The sequence below is a fragment of the Bifidobacterium cuniculi genome, from assembly GCF_000741575.1.
GTDB classification, from domain to species: Bacteria; Actinomycetota; Actinomycetes; order Actinomycetales; family Bifidobacteriaceae; genus Bifidobacterium; species Bifidobacterium cuniculi.
On the sequence record NZ_JGYV01000024.1, the window covers coordinates 36,440 to 55,249 of the forward strand.

General features: G+C 68.2%; 14 protein-coding genes and 1 tRNA gene. 12 read left to right on the plus strand and 3 right to left on the minus strand.

Annotated elements, in window-relative coordinates:
* Positions 1–47 precede the first annotated feature (47 nt).
* Both BCUN_RS09485 and BCUN_RS12455 read right to left on the minus strand, forming a co-directional pair.
* Positions 48–707, minus strand: coding sequence for a LuxR C-terminal-related transcriptional regulator (locus BCUN_RS09485; RefSeq protein ID WP_033517538.1), 660 nt, complete (start codon positions 705–707; stop codon positions 48–50).
* Positions 704–2,080, minus strand: a complete 1,377-nt coding sequence (locus tag BCUN_RS12455; protein WP_051921003.1) for an ATP-binding protein — start codon at positions 2,078–2,080, stop codon at positions 704–706. The genes BCUN_RS09485 and BCUN_RS12455 overlap by 4 nt, the downstream gene beginning before the upstream one ends.
* Before the next feature lie 114 nt (positions 2,081–2,194).
* Here BCUN_RS12455 and BCUN_RS12460 point away from each other — a divergent pair, with 114 nt between their 5' ends.
* The 4 genes from BCUN_RS12460 to BCUN_RS09510 all read left to right on the plus strand — a co-directional run bounded on the left by BCUN_RS12460 (position 2,195) and on the right by BCUN_RS09510 (position 7,561).
* Positions 2,195–4,063, plus strand: a complete 1,869-nt coding sequence (locus tag BCUN_RS12460) for a PspC domain-containing protein (protein ID WP_034258646.1) — start codon at positions 2,195–2,197, stop codon at positions 4,061–4,063.
* A gap of 91 nt (positions 4,064–4,154) precedes the next feature.
* Positions 4,155–4,796 carry a hypothetical protein gene (locus tag BCUN_RS11620; protein ID WP_051921004.1) on the plus strand — a complete coding sequence of 214 codons (642 nt, stop codon included), beginning with the start codon at positions 4,155–4,157 and terminating at the stop codon, positions 4,794–4,796.
* A gap of 166 nt (positions 4,797–4,962) precedes the next feature.
* A complete protein-coding gene (locus BCUN_RS09505; protein WP_033516347.1) occupies positions 4,963–6,159 on the plus strand; it encodes a trans-sulfuration enzyme family protein in 1,197 nt (398 codons plus the stop codon).
* Between the two features lie 10 nt (positions 6,160–6,169).
* Entirely contained in the window at positions 6,170–7,561 is a 1,392-nt protein-coding gene (locus tag BCUN_RS09510; RefSeq protein WP_238552415.1) for an O-acetylhomoserine aminocarboxypropyltransferase/cysteine synthase family protein, read from the plus strand.
* Positions 7,562–7,611: 50 nt separating this feature from the next.
* Here the strand turns inward: BCUN_RS09510 and BCUN_RS09515 are convergent.
* Positions 7,612–7,688: transfer RNA gene (locus BCUN_RS09515), tRNA-Pro, on the minus strand.
* Positions 7,689–7,901: 213 nt separating this feature from the next.
* Between BCUN_RS09515 and BCUN_RS09520 the strand changes: the two genes are divergently transcribed.
* The 8 genes from BCUN_RS09520 to BCUN_RS09555 all read left to right on the plus strand — a co-directional run bounded on the left by BCUN_RS09520 (position 7,902) and on the right by BCUN_RS09555 (position 18,804).
* Entirely contained in the window at positions 7,902–8,666 is a 765-nt protein-coding gene (locus BCUN_RS09520) for an ABC transporter ATP-binding protein (RefSeq protein ID WP_051921005.1), read from the plus strand.
* Between the two features lie 2 nt (positions 8,667–8,668).
* The gene (locus BCUN_RS09525; protein ID WP_051921006.1) at positions 8,669–9,523 is read left to right on the plus strand and encodes an ABC transporter permease; all 855 of its coding nucleotides are present in this window, start codon (positions 8,669–8,671) and stop codon (positions 9,521–9,523) included.
* Positions 9,524–9,655: 132 nt separating this feature from the next.
* Complete coding sequence (gene lysS / locus BCUN_RS09530) at positions 9,656–11,335, plus strand: lysine--tRNA ligase (RefSeq protein ID WP_033516345.1); 1,680 nt, start codon at positions 9,656–9,658, stop codon at positions 11,333–11,335.
* A 91-nt stretch (positions 11,336–11,426) separates the two neighbouring features.
* Positions 11,427–12,434 (plus strand): hypothetical protein, encoded by a 1,008-nt coding sequence (locus BCUN_RS11625; protein WP_051921007.1) that lies wholly within the window; start codon positions 11,427–11,429, stop codon positions 12,432–12,434.
* Between the two features lie 276 nt (positions 12,435–12,710).
* Positions 12,711–13,745 carry a uroporphyrinogen decarboxylase family protein gene (locus BCUN_RS09540; RefSeq protein ID WP_033516344.1) on the plus strand — a complete coding sequence of 345 codons (1,035 nt, stop codon included), beginning with the start codon at positions 12,711–12,713 and terminating at the stop codon, positions 13,743–13,745.
* A gap of 174 nt (positions 13,746–13,919) precedes the next feature.
* Positions 13,920–15,104: an ABC transporter substrate-binding protein gene (locus BCUN_RS09545; protein ID WP_033516343.1), complete on the plus strand. Its 1,185-nt coding sequence runs from the start codon at positions 13,920–13,922 to the stop codon at positions 15,102–15,104.
* Between the two features lie 71 nt (positions 15,105–15,175).
* Entirely contained in the window at positions 15,176–16,990 is a 1,815-nt protein-coding gene (locus BCUN_RS09550; RefSeq protein ID WP_033516342.1) for an ABC transporter permease, read from the plus strand.
* Between the two features lie 5 nt (positions 16,991–16,995).
* Positions 16,996–18,804, plus strand: a complete 1,809-nt coding sequence (locus tag BCUN_RS09555; RefSeq protein ID WP_033516341.1) for an ATP-binding cassette domain-containing protein — start codon at positions 16,996–16,998, stop codon at positions 18,802–18,804.
* Positions 18,805–18,810 lie beyond the last annotated feature (6 nt).

The following is an 18,810-nucleotide window of genomic DNA, read 5'->3' on the forward strand; positions in this document are numbered from 1 at the left end:
CCTTCCGGCTACCGCTGCGTGGCCACGTCAAGTATATGGTGCGCCCGTCACACGATGCGCCGGTCGGCGGCCCACAGGGTCAGCTCGTTGCGGTTGGACAGCTGCAGCTTGCGCAGTACGGAGCTGACGTGGGTCTCCACGGTCTTCACGGAGATGAACAGTTCGGCGGCGGCTTCCTTGTAGGTGTAGCCGCGGGCGATGAGGCGCATGACTTCCTGCTCGCGTGCGGAGAGGCGGTCGAGTTCGTCGTCGTGCGCGGGCGCGGCGCCGGGGGCGGCGCCCTGGAAGGCGGAGAGGACGAAGCCGGCGAGCTTGGGGGAGAAGACGGCGTAGCCCTGGGCGACCTGTTCGATGGAGTGGATGAGGTCGTGGCCGGTGATGGTCTTCGTGACGTAGCCGCGGGCGCCGGCGCGGATGACTGAGCCGACGTCCTGCGCGCTGTCCGAGACGGACAGCGCCAGGAAGGCGGTGGCGGGGGACAGCGGCTGGGACTTGGCGAGGATCTCGGCGCCGCCACCGCCCTCGCCGCCGGGCACGTGCACGTCGAGGAGCACGACGTCCGGCTGGGTGTCGGCGATCATGGCGATGGAGGATTCGACGTCGGCGGCCTGCCCGACGATGGCGAAGGCGTCGCCGAGAGTGGCGATGACGCCGGCGCGGAACATCTCGTGGTCATCGACGACGGCCACCCGTATCTGTTCGTTCATGCCTGCCTCCTGTCTTCCTGCTGGGGTGCTGCCTGTGATTGTACCGGCTGGGCGATGGGCATGCGCATGCGCACCTCGGTGCCCCAGCCGGGTCTCGACACTATCTCCACATCGCCGCCGCGCCGTTGGATGCGTCCGATGATGGATTCGCGGATGCCCAGGCGGTCCGGTTCGATGCCGTCGATGTCGAAGCCGTCGCCGTGGTCGCGCACGTACACCTCCACCTCGCGCTCGCCGGCTTCGCAGTACACGGAGACGGGTTCGCCGCCGTGGGTGACCGCGTTGACCATGGCCTGCATGGCCGCGTCGAGCAGAGCGTCGGTCTGGGCGCTGGGCCGTGCGTCGCCCACGGTGACGACCTCGATGGGCCTGCCGTGGGTGTCCTCCACCTCGGCGGCGATCTGCGCGAGTCCCGCACTGACGGAGCGATCGCTGGTGGTGCGTTCCTGGTAGAGCCAGCTGCGCAGTTCGCGCTCCTGGGAGCGTGCCAGCGTGAACACCTGCTGCGGTTCGTTGGCGTGCAGCTGGATGAGGGCGAGGGTCTGCAGGACGCCGTCGTGCAGGTGGGCGGTCATGTCGGCGCGTTCCTCCTCGCGTTCCTTGGAGGCGCGTTCGGCGCCCAGGCGGCGCACGAGGTTGACGATCCAGGGGACGAGGGCCGTGGTGACGCCGGCGAGCAGGGCCAGGCCGGAGGCGAGGGTGCGGCCCAGGGAGACGGAACCGTCGGCGCCGACGTGCTGCACCATGAACAGGGCGTAGCCGAGGAAGACCAGCACGATGCCGATGACGGTCATGCGCAGCTGGCCGCTGGGTGCATTGAACTTGAGCCAGGGCAGTGCGGCGCCGATGAGCATGAGCGCGAAGGGCAGCGCCATGGTGTCGGTCTGCCGCCAACGGACCAGGAGCGTCGCCACGGCGAAGCAGACGGCGGCCGCGCAGGCGAGAATCGCCGGCTTGGGGGCGGCGCGCCACATCTGCTGGAGGCTTTCGGTCTGCGTCGTGTGGTGGGAGGAGTCCTCCTGCAGCTGCGTGTAGTCGAGGGAAGCATAGTCGCGTCCCTGCCCCGGCAGCGGACGGTTGCCGCGGGCCAGTGGGCCGTTCGTGCCGCCGCGCTGCTCCTGCCACAGGCGTGCCGCCTCCTCGAGCGGGTCGCCGGCGGGGATGAGCATCCACAGGGCGACGTAGGCGACCACGCCGACGCCGTACCAGCAGGCGAGCGCTATGGCGGCTACGCGCACCCAGGCCACGTGGATGCCCAGGTGCAGGGCGATGCCGCGGCATACGCCGGCCAGCCAGCGGCCCTGGCGGGGGCGCAGCAGGGGCAGGCGCGCGGGGTGCAGGGGCGGCGCGGGGGCGTCATGGACTTGGCTCATGGTTCCCATTGTGCCCGAATCCGGGGGTTCAGGGTAGGGTTCCGCAGGTTTTTCAGGGATGAATCAGGGTGTCCCCGGATGCCTCGGGCGGTTTGCCTTTGCTGTAATGGGACCATGAGCAACACCAATCCGGACCCCCGTCAGCCGCAAGGAGCGGCGGGTCAGCCTTATGCCTCCCCGTATACGCAGGATGCGGCACCGCAGCCGCAGCAGCCGGCCCCCAAGCCGGAGAACCGCTTCTTCCGGTGGATCCGCGAAAGCCGCATCATGCGCACCAACGACCGCGTCATCGCGGGCGTGTGCGGCGGCATCGCCCGCACGTTGGGGTGGAACGTCACCCTGGTGCGCGTCCTCATGGTCATCGCCGTGTTCTTCGGCGGCTTCGGCGCCATCCTCTACGCCCTGGGCTGGTTCTTGCTGCCCGACGAGATGACCGGCACGATCCTGTGCGAGGAGATCTTCGAAGGTCGCTGGGACTGGGCTTTCATCGGCGTCATCCTGTGCGTGCTGATCGGCGGCTTCGTCTGGACGCCATGGATCCCCTTCGGCACCGGCGGCCTGCCGGCGAGCCTGTTCGCCATGCTGGCGATGTACCTGCTGGTTGACAACGGCCGACGCCGCTTCCTGGCACAGCCTCCGATGCCGGGCCCCGGCACCGGTCCGTCCGACGGTCCGGCACAGCCGCCGAGGACGCCCATGGGGCAGCCGTCCGTACGGCCGACGTCCTATGCGCAGAACGCTGCACCGGCGACTGCCGTGCCTCGACCGGCCGCTGCGGCACAGCCTGCGCCACCGTATCCTGCAGGCGCGCCCCAGGCTGCTGCACCTCGGCCGGTTGCCACGCCCCAAGCCGCCGCGATGCCGCGCCCCGCGGCTGCTGCGCCCAGGCCGGCGCCGCAGCCGCGTGCGGCGCGCCGTCCCGGCGCAGGCGCGCCCCTCGTGCTGCTGGTGCTGGGCCTGGTCATCGCCTCCTGCGCCATCCTGAGCCTCTACGACCGTCATTTCGCAATCACGGGCACACTCCAGCCGACCATCCTGTACGTCGGCGGCGTCACCGCCATCCTCGGCGTCATCATCATCGTCCTGGGCATCCGCGGCCACCGTACCGGCGGGCTGCATCCCTTCGCCTGGATCGCCATGGTCGTCGCGCTGTGCATGGTGGCGGCAGGCACCGCCTACAGCACGCTCATGCATGTGAGCATGAACCCCGGCGGCTCCTACACGCGCATCGTGATGGACGGACCGGCCACCATCGGCTCCACCAAGGCGGACATGGAGAAGCTGGCCAAGGGCATCGCCGTGGAAGGCCACGACTATGACAAGGACATCCTCACCATCGACCTGACCGATTACGCCAAGCACCACCAGGCCCACCGCGTGGCCCTCAACGATGGCTCGGACGGCATGTCGAACTGTCCGGCCGGCGACGTCAACATCGTGGCCACCCGCGCACAGGTGCGTGTACTGCTGCCGCAGGGGTGCTCCTGGGGCGAGGCGGAAGAACACGGCGGCGTCATCACCACGGGCTACACGGTCACGGGCGGCAAGCATTCGGTCATCTCCGGCTTCAACCCCTTCAGCGGCGACTTCGCGCTGATCCGCGTGAACACCAATTCCGGCGAGCGCGTGGATGTCTCGATCCCGCCCTTCCTGAGCGTGCACACCGGCGAAAGCCAGCAGTACTGGGATGATTTTGATGACAGCTTCGATGACGATGACGACGACATCTACGGGGATGAACGGTGGTTCGACGACTCGGCACTCAACTGGTTCTGCGATGGCGTGGCCGTCGGCTCCGACGGGGAGGTCAGGTTCTCCGAGGATGCCAACGAGAGCGTCCGCAAGCTCGTCAAGGACGGCGGCTACTGGCCATGCGCGGTCATGGCGAACGACGCCGTCGCGATCCCCGAACTGGTGGTGTCGCCCAACGTGCTGGTCGGCGCCTCCGTCAGCATCCAATACGAAGGCATCAACGACAAGTGAGCATGGTGCCGGCGGGCGCGCCGACCGCCCGTCGGCACGGCCCGAAGCATCGGCAGCCTCACAAGGCAGATCATTGAGCAAAGGAACGAGCATGAACGACGACAAGGACATGAAGGACGAGACCCAGGAATTCCTGGTGCCGCCGGACGGACAGGAACGTGACCTCCTGGACGTGCCGCTGGACGAACGGTTCGTGGAGGAGAACGGCACGGTCCTCGACCCCACCCTCGTCATGGGGGCGCAGCCGGAGCCGGCCGGGGACACGACGGTGGAAACCGTGGTGCTGGGAAGGGTGACGGAACCGCCGGCTGACGATGCCATCCCCGTCGGCGACGGCGGGGAGGACGTCGCCGACGGCATGGATGCGGACGCGGATGTGCGGGATGCATCGGCGTCCGGCCCGGAGGGCCAAGGCGAAGCAGGGAGTCCCGGCGCTCCCGTGCCGCCGACCCGGCCGCAGCAGGTGCCACTGTATGCGACAACGCCTGGCCCGCTGCCGCAGCAGCAGCCGGCCCCCACCGGCCCGAGCGCCGCGACCATCGTGCTCGGTGCCATCGTGACCCTCGTCGGCATCCTCGCCCTCGTGGTGGGCGCCCTCATGGACACGACCCTCCTCTCCTTCGCCCAGCTGCACGACCTCGGCGGCTACCTGTTCGCCGGCCTGGGCATCTTCCTCGCCGTCGTCGCCGTGGCATGGGCCGTGGCAGGTGCCGTGCGCAAGCGGCAGAGGTAGCCTGGCGCAGAACTTTTCCCGGCCGAAAAACGTGAACCGTGGGACCTCTTGAACGGCCCATAGGCAATGCGTATAGCCGCGGGCGCGTGTCGTGGACGCCGCCGTCGTAGGTTCTTGAGATGTCGGGCCGCACCGGGCGGCCCCGCGACATCCCAAGGAGGTGCACATGGCACAGCTGAACACGCAACTCGTTCACGGCGACCCGTCCGCACGCACGGACGCCACCGGGGCCGTCAACCCGCCGATCTACAACTCATCCACCTACTCCTTCACCTCGGTCGACGCCATGCCCCGCTGGGATTACGCGCGCAGCGGCAACCCGACCCGTGACTTCCTCGAGGCGCAGATCGCGCAGCTCGAGCACGGCACCCGCGGCTTCGCCTTCGCTTCCGGCCTGGCCGCCATCCATGCGGTGCTCTCCATCTTCAAGCCCGGCGACCGCATCGTCGTCGGCTCCAACATCTACGGCGGCACCTACTCGCTGTTCAACGAGCACTTCCAGCGTTGGGGCTTGCTCTCCACGCCCGTCGACACGCAGGACGGCGACGCCCTCGCACGTGCCATCCATGGCGACACCCGCGACGTGCCCTCCGCCAGGGCCGTCTACGTGGAGACCTTGACCAACCCGCTGCTGCAGGTCAACGACATCGCGCAGATCGCCCGCATCGCCCACGCCTCCGGCGCCATCGTCATCGTGGACAATACCTTCGTCACGCCGCTGCTGCAGCAGCCGCTCGACCTGGGCGCCGACATCGTCATCCACTCCGCCACGAAGTACCTCGCCGGCCACTCCGACGTCATCGCCGGCCTCGCCGTCGTGCGCGACGAGGACCTCGCCGCCCGCGTCTATTATGCGCAGAACCGCCTCGGCGGCGTCCTGCCGCCCGCCGAGTGCGACGCCGTGCGCCGCGGCATCCAGACCCTGGCACTGCGCCTGGAACGCCAGCAGGAGAACGCGCTCGCCGTGGCGCGCTGGCTGGACGCGAACCCCTATGTGCGCGACGTGCACTATCCGGGACTGCACGGCGAGGCCGTCGCCGGCAAGGGACTGCGCGGCTCCGGCGGCGTCCTGAGCTTCGAGGTCGACCCCGTGCTCGATCCGGCCGACATCCTCGACAACCTGCACGTCTTCCGCCTGGCTGTCTCCCTGGGCGCCGTGGAAAGCCTCGCCGAGCTGCCCGCACGCATGACCCACTTCGAACTGCCGCGCGAGGAGCGGCTCAAGGTCGGCATCACGGACGGACTCGTGCGCCTGTCCATCGGCATCGAGGACGTACGCGACCTGATCGACGACCTCGAAAGCGCCTTCGGGCTCGCCGTCCACCACGCCCACACGCTCTCTTTCGCGCTCGCCGGGGAATAGGAGGGCGATGATGAACTGTGCGTGTAGCGGCGGCTTTGCCACCCAGGCCATCCACGCCGGCTACGAGGCCGGCGACCACGGCGACGCAGCGGTGCCGCCCATCTACCTGTCCGCGGCCTTCGACCTGCGTGACACCGCCCGCGGCGACGCACTGTCCGCGGGTGAGCAGGACGGCTTCGCGTATTCGCGCGTGGGCAACCCGACGGTCGCCGTGCTCGAGGCGCGCATCTGCGCGCTCGAACACGGCCGGTCCGCGGTCGCCTTCGGCTCCGGAATGGGCGCCGTGGCCGCGGCCCTGCTCACCGCGGCGGAAGGCGGCGGACGCATCATCGCGCCGACGAGCCTGTACGGCGCTTCCATCGACGCCCTGCGCGACTATTTCCCGGGTTTCGGGATCGACGCGGACTTCGTGGACGACATCAACGACCTGCGCGCGGTCGAGGCGCTGATCGGCCCCGACACGCGCGCCATCTTCGCGGAAAGCGTGGCCAACCCGTCCACGCAGGTCACGGACGTGGCCGGCCTGGCCGAGGTGGCGCATCGCCACGGCGTGGCCGTGATCGTCGACAACACCGTGCCCACCCCGTACCTGTTCCGTCCCCTGGAACACGGCGCGGACGTGGTGGTGCACTCGACCACCAAGGGCCTGTGCGGACACGGCAACGCCCTGGGCGGCATCGTGGTGGACGGCGGCACCTTCGACTGGGGCACCGCCCGCTTCCCGCAGTTCTCCGCCCCCGACCTGGCCATCAGCGACGAGCGGTGCGGCGCCTGGCGCAGCTTCTCCGGACGCTACGGACACGACGCCTTCGCCGCGCGTGTCCGCGCCAAGGCCCTGCACAACCTCGGCGCCGTGCAGGGCGCAATGGACGCCTACCTGCAGCTCATGGGGATCGAGACCCTGGCCGTGCGCGTGCGTGAACAGGTGCGTTCGGCGACGGCCATCGCGCAATGGCTCCGTCGCCAGCCGCAGGTGACGCGCCTGCAGTACACGGGACTGCTGGCGGGGGAGGACAAGGAAAACACCGCGGCGCTCGACCTGCGGCTGGCGCAGGAACGGGCCGACGGCCATGCGACCCAGGAGAGCCTCGTTCGCCGCTACTTCCCGCACGGCGTGGGCGGCCTGCTGTCCTTCACGCTCGCCGGCGGCCGCGACCAGGTGCGCGCACTGATCGACGCGACGCAGCTGTTCACCTACATTCCCAACATCGGGGACACGCGCTCGCTGATCGTGGACCCCGCGCGCATCACCCACCGTGAGGTCCCTGGCTCCTTCCATGGCAGTGCCGGCGTCGGCGACGACGTGGTGCGCCTGTCGATCGGCCTGGAGGACACCCGGGACCTGCTCGACGACCTGGAGCACGCCTTCGCCAGGGCCTACGGCGCCACGATGGCAGCCTGACCATCCGACCATAACGAAAAACCCCACCGTTTCCGGTGGGGTTTCCTTGTTGGTCGGGCTAGCGAGATTTGAACTCGCGGCCTCTTCGTCCCGAACGAAGCGCGCTACCAAGCTGCGCCATAGCCCGTTATCACAACGGAAGATAATCATACGACATCGTGAAGGAAATGCAAATTCCGGCGTGTCGTCTGTCGGTCGCGACGATGTTCCCTGGGGCGGTCGCCAGGGACTCTCGGCAAATGCGGCCGGCCCCTTGGTAGAGTGGGCGTACGGGAACGTCGGCACGGCCCCGGCGACCGGTGGAAGGCGTGCGGCGCGCAAGGGAAAGAAAGGCACGATCATGGGCGGAAGGCCGTCGGCGACACCTGTGGAAGTCCATCTGTTTGCTGCACGTGACGTGACCGCGGTCATGCCGTGGCACGGCGGTGAGCGCACGGTATTCAGGGGACTCGGATTCCATGTGGACAGAGGCGAGGTGGTCGATCTGACGGGACCGTCAGGGTCGGGCAAGTCGACATTGCTGACCGCGTTCGCGCGGCTCAACGTCCATGCGACCGGTACTTTCCTCCTCGACGGCAAGGACTCGGATGCGTTCACGCCGCAGACGTGGCGCAGTGCCGTCGCATACCTGCCGCAGACGCCGACGCTCATGGGGGACACGGTTGCGGATGCAATCCGTCTGCCGTGGACGCTCGGGGTCCGGCGGGGCGGCGGCGCACGCGAACCTGGGGACCTGCTCTCCGATGCGCGCATCCGTGCGATGCTCGATCGCATGGGGTGCCGGGACGTCAGCCTCGACCACGTACCGCGCGACCTTTCCGGCGGTCAGGCGGCACGTGTGAGTCTGGCACGGACCTTGCTCACGAAGCCTCGCGTACTGCTCGCCGACGAAGTGGATGCAGGTCTCGATGAGGGGAACGCGGAAAAGGTCGCCGACCTGCTCAAGGACGTCGCACGGCAGGGGGCGGCAGTCGTACGTATCCGGCATCGCGCACCGGACGGCCGGGCGACGCGCATGGTCGTGCTCGAGGACGGCATGCTGCGCGACGTGCCGGTGCAGCCCGTCACGCAGCATGCGGATCCGTTCGGCGGAAAGGGGCGATGAGCATGGACGCCTACCTCGACATCGACATCCAGGGACTCGTCGTGGCGGTCGCCATGGTCCTGGTCGCGGCCGGCATCTCGGCGCTGATGGAAACCGGCGTCGCGAAATCGCTCGTGTGGGCTACCGTACGGTCCCTTGTCCAGTTGCTCGCCATGGGACTCATCCTGCAGTACGTGATCCGACAGGACAACGTATGGCTCGTCGTCGGACTCGTCGCGCTCATGCTGCTTGCGGCGGTGCAGATTACGTTGGGGCGCGCGACGGGGGCGCCGAAGGGGCTGGTCGGCACCGTGCTGCTCGCGCTTGTCGTCACGATGCTGCTCATGCTCGCCGTCGTCGCGGAACTCATCGTACGGCCCCGACCGTGGTATGCGCCGCAGCTCATCCTGCCGCTCACGGGCATGTTCCTCGGCAATACCGTGAGCGCACTTGCGCTTGGCCTGAACAGGTTCTTCGAATCGATGCGCGAGCGGCAGGCGGAGGTGACCACGCTGCTTGCCCTCGGTGCCACGACATGGGAGGCGGCGCGACCGTCGATGATCTCGTCAATTCGTCTTGGTCTCCTGCCCACGGTTGCACAGCTCGCATCGAGCGGCATCGTGACGATACCGGGCATGATGTCCGGACAGATCATTGCCGGGGCGAACCCGGTGGGCGCTGCGAAGTACCAGTTCGTCATCCTCGCGTCGATCGCGGCGCTCACGCTCGTCGCGGATTCGATCATCATCCTGCTGGTCTACCGACGCTGTTTCATCTCCTACGACCGGTATTCCGTGCCGGCGGCGACGCATCAGCCAAGCGTCAGGGACCTGGTGCGGAGGAACAAGGACGCCGGTGCGCGGGGAATCCCCCGATGAGCCGGGACATGCCATGGTCCACGTGACGGAAACCGGGTGCGCGGCGCCGGCAGGCATCGCACGATGGGGGTGCGCCGCGCGGCCGGCTGAACCGCCGGGCACTGTATCGGCACCACATTACACTGGTGGCCTATGACTGAAGCGAACGACACCGAAGAGATCGTCATCGACGAAACCGTCCCCGCACCGGCCATGAGCACGGTCGAACGCGCCGAAATGCTCATGGACCAGGATGCCACCATCGCCCGCAGGATCGACGAGGGCGCCACCCTCGACGAGGCGGTGGACCCCTCCAACAAGGAATACGGACCGCTGGCCCACCCCGAGCAGGTGCAGATGCGCGTCGCCAAGCGCGCCATGATGCTCAAGGACGGCCTCAACCCGTATCCGGTGAGACTGGACGTCACGGCCACCATCGAGGACGTGCGCGCCAGGTACGACGGCAAGCTCGAGGCCGGCCAGGAGACCGAGGACGTCGTCGGCATCGCCGGCCGCGTGCTCTTCCTGCGCAACGCGGGCGGCCTGTGCTTCGTGCAGCTCGCCGCCGGCGACGGCGCCACCATCCAGGGCATGCTCTCCAAGAAGCAGCTGGGCGCCGACTCGCTCAAGCAGTTCAAGCAGCTCGTCGACCTCGGCGACCACCTCTTCCTCAAGGGCCGCGTCATCGCCTCGAAGACCGGCGAACTGTCCGTCTTCGCCGACGAGTGGGCCATCGCGGCCAAGGCGTTGCAGCCGCTGCCCGCGCTGCACAAGGACCTCAACGAGGACACCCGCACCCGCAAGCCCTACCTGGGCATGATCGCCGACGAGAAGATGCGCAACATGGTGCGCAACCGTTCCAAGGCCGTCACCTCCCTGCGCCACACCTTCGAGCGCCACGATTTCCTCGAGGTCGAGACCCCGATGCTGCAGACCATCCACGGCGGAGCGGCCGCGCGCCCCTTCACCACGCACATGAACGCCTTCGACCTGGACCTGTACCTGCGCATCGCGCCGGAACTCTTCCTCAAGCGTTGCCTGGTGGGCGGCATCGACCGCGTCTTCGAGATCAACCGCGACTTCCGCAACGAAGGCGTCGACGCCACGCACGCCCCCGAGTTCACCATGGTCGAGGCCTACGAGGCCTACGGCACCTACGACACCATCGCCGCGCTCGTCAAGGAGCTCGTGCAGCAGACCGCCAAGGACGTCTTCGGCTCCACCACCGTCACCCTGCTCGACGGCACCGAATACGACTTCGGCGGCGACTGGAAGACCATCAGCATGTACGACTCGCTCTCCGAGGCCCTCGGCCAGGAGATCGTGCCCAACGGCGGCCCCGACAGCCCCGGCACCTCCGTGGAGGAGCTCGGCCGCATCGCCGACAAGCTGGGCGTGGAACGCGACGACGTGGAGAATCACGGCAAGCTCGTCGAACACCTCTGGGAGCACTTCTACGAGGACAGGCTCTACCAGCCCACCTTCGTGCGCGACTTCCCCGTGGAGACCTCGCCGCTGGTCAAGGGCCACCGCTCCAAGCCGGGCGTCGTGGAGAAGTGGGACCTCTACGTGCGCGGATTCGAACTGGCCACCGGCTACTCCGAGCTCAACGACCCCGTCGTGCAGCGCGAACGCTTCGTGGCCCAGGCCAAGGATGCGCTCGCCGGCGACGAGGAGGCCTGCGACATCGACGAGGACTTCATCGAGGCCCTCGGCGTGGGCATGCCCCCGGCCGGCGGCATGGGCATGGGCATCGACCGCCTGCTGATCGCCCTGACCGGTGCCACCATCCGTGAGACCATCACCTTCCCGCTCGTCAAGCCCTTGAACTGAAATCGCCGACGCCATGCGCCCGGCCCTGCTACCCTTGGGAACTAGTCGCGCGCATGACGCGTCACCGAACACACGAAAGAAGGGATTCACCATGAACCCGAACGAAACCCCGACCGGGGCACCCCAGATGCCGCCGCGTCCCCAGCGGCCCACGCCGCAGATGCCTCCCCGCCCGCAGCAGCCGCAGCAGCCGGCCATGCCACCGCAGCAGCCTGCCGGCGTCGACGCCGTGCAGGGCGTGAACAACTTCGCGGACAACATGGGCCATGGCCACGTGAAGATGGGCAACTACAAGGTGGACTACGCCTCGATCGTCACGGTCGTCGGCGCCGTCCTCGCCATCATCTCCGTGTTCATCCCCTTCTTCAGCAGCCGCTGGGGCGGCAGCGCCAGCCTGATGGCCACCTTCGGCTTCGTCGGCGGCTCCGGCGTGCCGTGGCTGATCCTGCTGTCCTCCGTGGCCATCGGCGTGCTCGCCGTGCTGCGCCGGACCGAGGCGGCGCTGACCGCCACCATCTACACCACCCTTGTCGCGCTCTTCATGATTCTGGGTGCCGCCCGTACCTTGGTGGCGACCGGCGGCATCTCCTACAGCTTCGGCATGTACCTGATGATCATCGCGCTCATCGTGATGCTCGTGGGCACCATCACCTCCCAGTACAACGCGATGCGTGCCGAGAAGGGCACCTTCACGCCGCTCGACACCACGCCGCAGCCGGCGGCGCAGTATGCCGACAACGGCTGGCAGTTCGGTGTGCCCGCACCCGGCGCGCCGAGCAGCGCCGACCGCAGCAACTGGCAGTTCGGCGTGCCGAACGCACCGACCGCCGCGGCCGACGGCATGCCGCCGATGCCGCAGGCTCCGCAGTATCCCGCCCAGCCCGCCGCCGGCACCTTCCCGGTGCAGCAGGCGCCCATGCCGCAGCAGACGCAGTCCTCCCAGTCCGTGTCCTACTCGCAGCAGACGCAGTACACCGCGGCCACGCCGCAGGCGTCGGTCACCGTGGAAAGCGAGCAGCAGGGCGCCATTCCGTTCCAGCAGTCCGACATCCCGCCGATCGGCGGTGACGCCGCTTCGGACGAAGGCAAGCAGCAGTAAGGCGAGCCAGCCTCGGTTCCAGGCCCTTCCCCAAGCGGGGAAGGGCCTTTTTCGTGGTGTGCGGTCTGCCCCACCCATAGGCAAAACCTATGGCACGTTCCTCGGGGGCGACATTCCGGCGCGTGATGGACGGCCATAACCAATACCTGTAAGGAAGCCGGTGTTTTGGCGTTGCGTGTGCGGTACGCTCGGGACCACGGCCGTCGGGGCGCCATGCGCCACGACGCCGTTCCCCTCCAACCGACAATCACACAACCCCTTCAAGGAGGACCAACCATGGTCAATCGCAGGGCACAGTTCCACGCCATCGCCTCGGGAGAGCCGGGCGCGGGACACCTCACCGCCGCATGGCAGCATCTCATCGGGCACGAATACGGCGCCGAGGCCTTCGCCGACGCCTACGTCGACTTCGTCAAGCGGTGGGACTGGGACTGGGTGAAGATCAACCCACGCGCCGTGTGGTACGCGGAAAGCTGGGGGTCGCGCTTCGACCCGCAGGACTACGGCGACTATGTCATCCCGCGCAAGGTCGAGGACGTCATCAAGACGCCGGAAGACATCACGAAGGTCACCGAACTCGACTGGCGTGACAACCCCGTCCTGTCCGAGTCCATCGAGGCCGCCACGCTCATCCGCGAACGCCTCCAGGACCGCGCCGTCATCCAGACGCTCTTCTCGCCGCTGTCGATCCTGCTGCAGCTCGCCGACCTGCCGCTCTATGCCGGAGACACGCACGCCCATCCGACCGTCACGCTCGACGCACTCGTCTTCGACCAGCCCGAACGCGCCCACGAGGCGCTGGGCAACATCGCACGCACCTTCGCGAAGGTCGCCGCCCAGCTCGTGACGCCGGCCAACCTCGGGGGAGCGGGCCTCGACGGCATCTTCTACGCCGTCACCGGCACCGCCGGCCTGTTCACCAAGGAACAGTACGAGGAATTCGGGCGCCCCTACGACGAAATCGTCCTCACGGCGATCCACGAGGCGAACCGGGACTCCAAGGTGCTGCTGCACACCTGCCGCGACCATGCGAACCCCGACTGGTTCGACATCGACGCGGTGGACATCCTGCAGTGGGACCAGTACGCCGACGGCAACCCCGCCGCGGACGCGGACTTCGCCGCGGTGCCCGTGGCCGGTGCCCACTCCGAGGACTTCGGACCGGACGGCGACCTTGCACGCCTGCGGCAGGAGCTGAACGACACCGTGGCCCTGCGCGACGGACGCCCCTTCCTCCTGGCACCCAGCTGCACCGTTCCCACCCCCGCGGCCGACGAGGCGCTCGCCGTGCTCGCCGAGCTGCGCGCCTGAGGTGCGCCATGTGTACCGACGGCTGTTGCGACATGCCCTGCGGCATGCGCAACGATACGAACGATGACGACGCCGACATGCCTTGCGGCATGCGGCACGACGATACCGACCGGGCGGCCGGCCGCCGGCCGCCCTAGTTTTGCACACCTTTTTCGAACCAAGGAACCAATACCCATGAGCATCCAGTCCCGAACCATCCATCGATTCCTCAAGACCTTCGCCGCGGCAGCCACCGCCACGGCACTGATCGCAGGCACCGCAGCCTGCGGCCTCGACGGCGACGACGGCACTGCCGACGCAGCAGACGCCGACGTCGTCAACATCGGCGTCCTCTACCCCAAGACCGGCCAGTACGCCGAATACGGACGCCTGTTCGAACAGGGCCTCGAACTGGCCAAGGACGAGGTCAACGCCGATGGCGGCCTCCAGGGCAAGCAGCTCGGCCTCGTCTACTACGACACGCAATCCGATCCCAAGCAGGACGCCTCCGTGGCGCCGAAACTCGCCGCCGACGCCTCCGTCATCGCCGTCGTGGGCGACTACGCCTCGCCGGCCTCCGCCGCCGCTTCCCCCACCTTCCAGCAGGCCGGGCTCGTCCACTACGGCTTCAACAATTCCTCGCCGACCTTTACCGAGACGGGCGACCACGTGTGGAGCCCCGCCATCGGCACCGACTCATACGAACGCGCCTACGCGGACGCCGCCGCCAAGATCGGCAAGAAGGTCTCCGTCGTCTACATCGAGAACGACTGGGGCAAGCAGGCCTACGAATACTTCAAGGAGCAGGCCGCCAAGAACGGCACCGAGATCGTGTACGAATCCTCCTACCTGCCGGACTCCACCGACCTGTCGCCCATCCTGATCCCCGCACGTGACGCGAAGCCCGACCTCATCGTGGACATCGGCTACGGCCCCGATGGTGCCCTCATCGCCAACACGCTGCGCGACAAGCTCGGCTACGAGGGGCCCTTCTTCGGCGGCCAGGAGACTGCCGAATTCCTCGACCTGGCCGGCGACAACGCCGAAGGCGCGGTCATCACCGGTTCCTTCAGTGCCGAGGGCACGGAAAACCCGGGCGCCCAGGCCTTCGTCAAGGCCTTCAAGGAGCGCTACGGCAACAATCCCGGCAACTTCGAGGTGACCGCCTACCAAGCCATCAAGGACCTCGCCTACGCGGCCAACAAGACCGAGCCGACCCGCGAGGGCATCCAGAAGGCCCTGCAGACCGTCGACGACTTCCCGCTCTACCAGGGCAACGACACGACCTTCTCCTTCGACCAGGAGACGCGGCGCGCCCCGGGCATCAACCCGATCCTGCTCGTCGTCAAGGACGGCAAGTTCGTCCCCTACGAGGCGTGAGCCGCCAATGCAACCCGGCGGGCGGCGACCGGACACCATGGGCGCCGCCCGCCATCACCTAAGGGACCACCGTGATTGATACGCTTTTCTCCGGCCTGATCCACGGCGGCGCGTACGCACTCGTCGCCGTCGGCGTCTCGCTCATCTTCGGCGTGACCAACATCGTCAACTTCGCCCAGGGCTCGCTCGTCGCCGTCGGCATGATGCTCGCCTGGTACACCGGTTCGGTGCTCGGCTGGCCGATCATCCCCGTCGTTGTCGCCGTCATCGTCGTCACCGCACTGCTCGGCTGGCTCATCAACGCCGGCATCATCGCACCGCTCGAGGGACGCAAGCCGATCGCTGCGCTCCTCGCCACCATCGGCGTCGGGCAGATTCTCGACAACGGCCTGCAAATCGTCTTCGGGGCGCGCACCCGCCCCTTCCCCAAGCTGCTGGACACCTCCAACCTGCAGGTCGCCGGCGTGCGCTTCGGCACCTCGGACATCGTCATGGTCGCCGTCACCGTACTCGCCATGCTCGGCCTGTGGGCCTTCCTGACGTACGGCAAGGCCGGACGCGCCATCCGCGCCACCGCGCAGGATCCGCAGGCCGCCCAGCAGATGGGCATCCCCGTCAAGCGCATCCGCAACCTCGCCTTCGTCATCGGCGCCGTGCTCTCCGGCATCGCCGGCATCTTCATCGGCCTGTTCAACGGCAACATCAACCCGATGAACGGCGGCACCATCGGCCTGACCGCCTTCGTCGCGGCAGCCATCGGCGGCCTGGGCTCCATCCCCGGCGCCGTCGTCGGCGGCATCGTGCTCGGCGTCGTCGAGGCGGTCGGCGTCTTCTGGTTCGGCGACGGCGCGCACGACCTCATCACCTTCGGTGCGCTGATCATCATCCTGATTGCCCGTCCCCAGGGACTCCTCGGTCCCAAGACGGATGTCAAGTCCGAACCCATGACCGGCACTTTCCTCGCCGGCGCACGGCCCATCGCCCTGCCCTGGTGGGGCAACCTCGCGCTGGCGGCCGCCCTGCTGGCCACGCCCTTCCTCTTCAGCGACTACCTGGCCGGCATCGGCACGCAGGTGGCCATCTACGCCATCGCCGCCGTGGGCCTCACACTCATCTCCGGCTCGGCAGGCCAGACCATCCTCGGCCTGGCGGGACCCGTGGCCTTCGGCGCCTACGCGTCGGCCATCCTCACCACCCAGCTGCACTGGCCCTTCCTGGCGGCCCTGCTGGCCGCCGGCGTCATCGCGGCGCTCTTCGCCAGCATCCTCACCTTCCCCTCATGGAAACTCTCCGGGCACTACGTGGCCATCGCCACCATCGGCCTGGGTGCCGTCATGGTCGCCCTCATCCGCGTGGCCGAACCGCTGACCCACGGGTCGCTGGGCATCACCGGCATCCCGTTCCCCACGGTCTTCGGCGCCACCCTCAACACGCAGCAGAAGATCTACCTGCTTGACGTCATCGTGCTCCTCGTGGCGCTCGTCATCGTCATGCGCATCCAGAAGGCGCACCTCGGGCACGTCTTCGACGCCATCGGCTCCGACCAGGAAGCCAGCGAGGCCATCGGCATCCGCCCCGGCGCATACAAGGCGCTCGCCTACGCGGTCGCCGCCTTCCTGGCCGGCCTGGCGGGTTCACTGCTGGCACACCAGTACACCTACGTCGACCCGACGATCTTCAACTCGAACATGTCGCTGCTCATCCTCACGATCATCGTGCTCGGCGGCATGAACTCGCCGATCGGCGCCGTGCTCGGCTCGATCATCCTCATCGGCGCGCCCGAACTGCTGCGCGTCGTGCCCGAAGCGCGCATCCTCGCCTACGGCGCGCTGCTCGTCCTCGTCATCATGTTCCGGCCGCAGGGCCTGTTCGCACGGAAAGGCTGAACACCATGAACGCTCCACAACCCACGGCGCCCACGGGCCTCGACGGCTTCCGGCCGGGCGAGGTGCGCGGACCGGTCGAGCAGGTCGACCCCTATTCCGCGGCGCTCGAACCCTTCGGCGGCGATCCGGCTGCCTACGCCCGCCACCACCGCGAGGCCGTGCTCGACGAGCCGGTCGTGCTGTCCGTGCGCAACCTGGAGAAATCCTTCAAGGGACTCAAGGCGGTCGACAGCATCTCCTTCGACCTGCACCAGGGCGAGGTCATCTCCATCATCGGTCCCAACGGGTCGGGCAAGTCCACCACCATCAACCTCATCAGCGGTTTCCTCGCACCCGACGGCGGCATCATCGACGTCGACGACCGGTCGATCGCCGGACTCACCGTGCCCGACGTGGCCGAGCGCGGCCTGTCGCGCACCTTCCAGAACGGCCGTGTCTTCGGTGCGCTCACCGTCGACGAGAACATCGCCCTGGGCTACCACCGCAAGCTCGAGGAACAGCGGCCTTTCCGGCAGCTGCAGCGCTACCCGCTGCTGCGCTGGGTGAACCTGCTGTCCGAAACGGCGGTCGCGCTCGTCCACGGGCCGAAGGTGCGCCGCGAACGCGCCGCGGTCGATGCGCGCGTCGGCATCGAGGTCGACCGGTTCCGCGAGCGCCTCGGCTCGCGACGCCATGACTTCGCCTACACGCTTTCGTACGCGAACCGCCGCCGTACCGAGATTGCCCGCGCGCACATCAGAGAGCCGTCGCTGCTGCTGCTCGACGAGCCGACCGCCGGCATGAACCAGTCGGAGACCGCGGAAGTGCTCGAGCAGCTGCAGTACCTCAAGGCACAGGGGCACACCATCCTGCTAGTCGAACACAAGATCGAGCTGGTGACGGCACTGTCGGACCGGGTCATCGCCATGGACGGCGGCCGGATCATCGCGCAGGGCGACCCCGACGAGGTGCGTCAGGCACCGCAGGTCGTCGAAGCCTACCTGGGCAAGCGCCGCGAGCTGCATGTCACGCGCACCCGCGGCCAGCAGGACGTCCTCGCCACGCAGAACGCCATCGAGGGCGCCGGCGCGCAGGATGCCGACGAACCCGAGGGCACGGCGCTGCTCAGGCTGCACGACGTCAACGTCCACTACGGGCAGGTGCATGCGCTCCAGGACGTCTCCATCACCATCCCGCAAGGCGCCATCGTGTCGCTGCTCGGCGGCAACGCCTCCGGCAAGTCGACCACCATGAAGACGATCCTGGGCCTCAACCGCGTCACCGACGGCACGATCGAGTACGAGGGACGCGACATCACGGGCGAGTCCACACGTGCGCGCGTCGTCGCGGGCATCGCCGCCGTGCCGGAGGCGCGCCGCGTCTTCCCGCGCATGAGCGTGGAGGAGAACCTGCTGTCCGGCGCCTATACCCGCACGGACCGCGCAGGCGTCGAGGAGGACCTCGAACGCATGTATGCGCGCTTCCCGCGGCTGGCGGAACGCAGGAGGCAGCAGGCGGGCACCATGTCCGGCGGCGAACAGCAGATGCTCGCCTTCGCCCGCGCGCTCATGAGCCGGCCGAAGCTCATCTGCATGGACGAACCGACCATGGGCCTGTCGCCCAAGCTCGTCGAGGACGTGCTCGAACAAATCGCCGCGTTGCGCGACGACCTGGGCATCTCCGTGCTCATGGTCGAGCAGCAGGCCGAGCTGGCACTGTCCATCGCCGACTACGGCTACGTGCTGCAGAACGGGCGGATCAGGCTGCACGGGCCGGCCGGCGACCTGCTGCACGACCCGCGCGTGCAGGAAGCCTACTTGGGCGGCGCGCACTGAGCGCCC

Coding starts and splice junctions, on each gene's coding strand:
- BCUN_RS09485 (WP_033517538.1), bottom strand. CDS start 707: ATGAACGAACAGATACGGGTGGCCGTCGTCGATGACCACGAGATGTTC.
- BCUN_RS12455 (WP_051921003.1), bottom strand. CDS start 2,080: ATGAGCCAAGTCCATGACGCCCCCGCGCCGCCCCTGCACCCCGCGCGC.
- BCUN_RS12460 (WP_034258646.1), top strand. CDS start 2,195: ATGAGCAACACCAATCCGGACCCCCGTCAGCCGCAAGGAGCGGCGGGT.
- BCUN_RS11620 (WP_051921004.1), top strand. CDS start 4,155: ATGAACGACGACAAGGACATGAAGGACGAGACCCAGGAATTCCTGGTG.
- BCUN_RS09505 (WP_033516347.1), top strand. CDS start 4,963: ATGGCACAGCTGAACACGCAACTCGTTCACGGCGACCCGTCCGCACGC.
- BCUN_RS09510 (WP_238552415.1), top strand. CDS start 6,170: ATGAACTGTGCGTGTAGCGGCGGCTTTGCCACCCAGGCCATCCACGCC.
- BCUN_RS09520 (WP_051921005.1), top strand. CDS start 7,902: ATGGGCGGAAGGCCGTCGGCGACACCTGTGGAAGTCCATCTGTTTGCT.
- BCUN_RS09525 (WP_051921006.1), top strand. CDS start 8,669: ATGGACGCCTACCTCGACATCGACATCCAGGGACTCGTCGTGGCGGTC.
- lysS (WP_033516345.1), top strand. CDS start 9,656: ATGACTGAAGCGAACGACACCGAAGAGATCGTCATCGACGAAACCGTC.
- BCUN_RS11625 (WP_051921007.1), top strand. CDS start 11,427: ATGAACCCGAACGAAACCCCGACCGGGGCACCCCAGATGCCGCCGCGT.
- BCUN_RS09540 (WP_033516344.1), top strand. CDS start 12,711: ATGGTCAATCGCAGGGCACAGTTCCACGCCATCGCCTCGGGAGAGCCG.
- BCUN_RS09545 (WP_033516343.1), top strand. CDS start 13,920: ATGAGCATCCAGTCCCGAACCATCCATCGATTCCTCAAGACCTTCGCC.
- BCUN_RS09555 (WP_033516341.1), top strand. CDS start 16,996: ATGAACGCTCCACAACCCACGGCGCCCACGGGCCTCGACGGCTTCCGG.